Origin of the sequence: Bradyrhizobium sp. (genome assembly GCF_049798375.1) — a bacterium.
GTDB lineage: Bacteria > Pseudomonadota > Alphaproteobacteria > Rhizobiales > Xanthobacteraceae > Bradyrhizobium.
Window position 1 is genome coordinate 1 of record NZ_JBARGP010000124.1, and the last position, 3,502, is coordinate 3,502.

The following is a 3,502-nucleotide window of genomic DNA, read 5'->3' on the forward strand; positions in this document are numbered from 1 at the left end:
TGGAGAAGGTCGCCGACCGCTTCGACGACGTCGCCAACGAGATCAACTCGATCATGATCGAGCAGGTATAGGCCGCGCCGTGGATGCTCATCTCGGCTTTCCGGCGCTGATCGGCCTGATCGCGGTCGCGCTCGCCTTCGACTTCCTGAACGGGCTGCATGACGCGGCCAACTCGATCGCGACCATCGTCTCGACCCGGGTGCTGCGGCCGCAATATGCGGTGTTCTGGGCCGCGTTCTTCAATTTCGTCGCCTTCGCCGTGTTCGGCCTGCATGTGGCCCAGACCATCGGCACCGGCATCATCGATCCCGGTGTCGTCGATGCGCAGGTGATCTTCGCCGCGCTGGTCGGCGCCATCGCCTGGAACATCGTCACCTGGGCTGCCGGCATTCCCTCGTCGAGCTCGCACGCGCTGGTCGGCGGGCTGGTCGGCGCCGGCGTCGCCAAGGCCGGCTTTGGCGCCATGGTCTGGAGCGGGCTGTCGAAAACCGTGATCGCGATCGTGCTGTCGCCGCTGGTCGGCCTGGTGCTGGCGATGATCCTCGTCGCGATCGTCTCCTGGGCCTCGGTGCGGTCGACGCCATTTGCAGTGGATCGTGCCTTCCGCATCCTGCAATTCGCCTCGGCCTCGCTCTATTCGCTCGGGCATGGCGGCAACGACGCCCAGAAGACCATGGGCATCATCGCCGTGCTGCTCTATTCACAGGGTCACCTTGACAGCGAGTTTGCTGTTCCATTTTGGGTGGTGCTGGCTTGCCAGGCCGCGATGGCGTTGGGCACGCTGCTCGGCGGCTGGCGGATCGTGCGCACCATGGGCTTGCGGATCACCAAGCTGACGCCGATGCAGGGCTTCTGCGCCGAGACCGGCGGCGCGGCGACCCTGTTCATGGCAACTTTCCTCGGGGTTCCCGTCTCGACCACCCACACCATTACCGGCGCCATTGTCGGCGTCGGCGCGGCCCGCCGTGCTTCGGCGGTGCGCTGGAACGTGGCGGGCTCGATCGTCTATGCCTGGATCTTCACCATTCCGGCGTCGGCGCTGGTGGCGGCTCTGGCCTATTGGGTGGTCTCGGCACTGCGCAGCTGATCAGGCGCCTCGCATGGGGGCGGTGGTCAGCTCACTAGTTTCAACCCGACGATGCCGGCAACGATCAAAGCGATGCTGGCGAGACGAAGCGCGGACGCGGCTTCGCCGAACAAAATGATGCCGAGAGCAGCCGTTCCGACGGCTCCGATCCCGGTCCAGACCGCATACGCGGTTCCGATCGGCAGGGTCTTCAAGGCCCAGCCGAGCAGCAGCACGCTGCCGGCCATCGCCGCCAAGGTCTGGGCTGACGGCACCAGCCGCGTAAACCCTTCGATGTATTTGAGGCCGATCGCCCAGGAGACTTCCAGCAGGCCAGCGAGAAACAGGACAAACCAAGCCATCACGGCCCCTCCATATCAGGCAGGGCCGTCCCCGCGGATGCTGTGATTGAGCGAAAAGGTCGTCTTTGCTCCGGGCGATATGGGGCTTGCCTGCGGGTTCCGCAATCGCCAAATCCAGCTTGATTCCCGCTTGATCCCCGGGCTTTTCCCTGCCAAACGCTGCCGCCATGTCCGACATTGCTGTCCCCACAGAATCGACGATCCGCTCGCCGTTATCAGATGAGGTCGCGCGCCGGCGCACCTTCGCCATCATCTCGCATCCGGACGCCGGCAAGACCACGCTGACCGAAAAGCTGTTGCTGTTCGGCGGCGCCATCAACCTCGCCGGCCAAGTCAAGGCCAAGGGCGAACGGCGCAACACGCGCTCTGACTGGATGAAGATCGAGCGCGACCGCGGCATCTCGGTCGTGACCTCGGTCATGACTTTCGAGTTCGAGGGGCTGGTCTACAACCTGCTGGACACGCCGGGCCACGAGGATTTTTCGGAAGACACCTACCGCACGCTGACCGCGGTCGACTCCGCCGTCATGGTGATCGACGCCGCCAAGGGCATCGAGGCGCGGACGCGAAAGCTGTTCGAGGTCTGTCGTCTGCGCGACATCCCGATCATCACCTTCATCAACAAGATGGACCGTGAGAGCCGCGATATCTTCGATCTGCTCGATGAGATCGAGAAGACGCTGGCGCTCGACACCACGCCGATGACCTGGCCGGTCGGCCGCGGTCGCGACTTCGTCGGCACTTACGACATTCGCGACGGCGGCGTGCGCTTGCTCGAAGGCGGCGGCGCCAAGACTGGCGCGGCCCAGCAGATCACGATCCCTGAGCTGGCCAAGCACAATTCCAACCTCGACGTCGGCCAGATCGAGGAAGAGCTCGAACTGGTCAAGGAAGCCTGCAAGCCATTCGAGCTCGAAGCTTTCCGCGAGGGCCATCTGACGCCGGTCTATTTCGGCAGCGCGCTGCGCAATTTCGGCGTGGGCGATCTGTTGCAGGGCCTCGGCCAGTTCGCGCCGCCGCCGCGCGCGCAGGAATCCAACCTGCGCAAGGTCGATGCCGCCGAGCCGCGCATGAGTGCATTCGTGTTCAAGATCCAGGCCAACATGGATCCGAACCATCGCGACCGTATCGCCTTTGCGCGGCTATGCTCCGGCAAGCTCAACCGCGGGATGAAGGCGAAGCTGGTGCGCACCGGCAAGACCATGCCGCTGTCGAGCCCGCAATTCTTCTTTGCCCAGGATCGCTCGGTCGCCGATGAAGCCTTTGCCGGCGACGTGGTCGGCATTCCCAACCATGGCAGCTTGCGCATCGGCGACACGCTGACCGAAGGCGAGGATCTGACCTTCGTCGGCGTTCCCAGTTTCGCGCCGGAAATCGTCCGCCGCGTCCGTCTCACCGATGCGATGAAGGCAAAGAAGCTGAAGGAAGCCTTGCAGCAGATGTCGGAGGAGGGTGTCGTGCAGGTGTTTCGCCCGCGCGAAGGCGCGCCGGCGCTGGTCGGCGTGGTCGGCCCGCTGCAGCTCGACGTGCTCAAGGCGCGGCTCGATGCCGAATATTCGCTGCCGGTGGAGTTCGAGGTCAGCGAGTTCTCGCTGGCGCGCTGGATTTCCAGCGACGACAAGAAGAAGCTGGAAGCCTTCATCGCCTCCAATGGCTCCGGCGTTGCCGACGACGTCGACGGCGATCCGGTGTTCCTGGCCAAGAACGAGTTCTATCTCGGCTACACCAAGGAACGCGCCGAGGGCATCATCTTCTCCAACGTCAAGGACGTGAAGAAGAAGGGATAAGCTCGCTCGATGAGCCGATGCCGCATCGCAGGCCTCGCTATCACCTCTCCCCGGCGGAGAGAGGTCGACCGCCAGTGATGCGGACTCCTACAATTCGATAATCCCCCGTCGAGCCGCGTGCGCAACTGCGTCGGTGCGCCCCGTCGCATCGAGCTTGTCGAGCAGTTGCCCGACATGGAATTTCGCAGTGTGCACGGAAATCCCAAGCGAGCGAGCGATCTCCTTGTTCGAACGCCCTTCGGCGAGCAGCGCCAGCACGTCGCGCTCGCGCGCGGTGAGCTGGAAAT

General features: G+C 64.2%; 4 protein-coding genes and 1 pseudogene. 3 read left to right on the top strand and 2 right to left on the bottom strand.

The window, feature by feature from the left end; translation table 11 throughout:
- Both WA702_RS05555 and WA702_RS05560 read left to right on the top strand, forming a co-directional pair.
- Positions 1-71: pseudogene (locus WA702_RS05555) on the top strand (nuclease PIN); the annotation flags it as partial.
- Between the two features lie 8 nt (positions 72-79).
- A complete protein-coding gene (locus WA702_RS05560; RefSeq protein ID WP_425109533.1) occupies positions 80-1,087 on the top strand; it encodes an anion permease in 1,008 nt (335 codons plus the stop codon).
- 26 nt (positions 1,088-1,113) lie between these two features.
- Here WA702_RS05560 and sugE read toward each other — a convergent pair whose 3' ends face one another.
- Positions 1,114-1,428 carry a quaternary ammonium compound efflux SMR transporter SugE gene (gene sugE / locus WA702_RS05565; RefSeq protein WP_425109534.1) on the bottom strand — a complete coding sequence of 105 codons (315 nt, stop codon included), beginning with the start codon at positions 1,426-1,428 and terminating at the stop codon, positions 1,114-1,116.
- A 167-nt stretch (positions 1,429-1,595) separates the two neighbouring features.
- On the opposite strand from sugE, the gene WA702_RS05570 reads away from it, so the two are divergent.
- Positions 1,596-3,215 (top strand): peptide chain release factor 3, encoded by a 1,620-nt coding sequence (locus tag WA702_RS05570; protein ID WP_425109535.1) that lies wholly within the window; start codon positions 1,596-1,598, stop codon positions 3,213-3,215.
- An 87-nt stretch (positions 3,216-3,302) separates the two neighbouring features.
- Here WA702_RS05570 and WA702_RS05575 read toward each other — a convergent pair.
- The coding region (locus WA702_RS05575; RefSeq protein ID WP_425109536.1) for a response regulator transcription factor at positions 3,303-3,502 on the bottom strand (200 nt) is incomplete at its 5' end.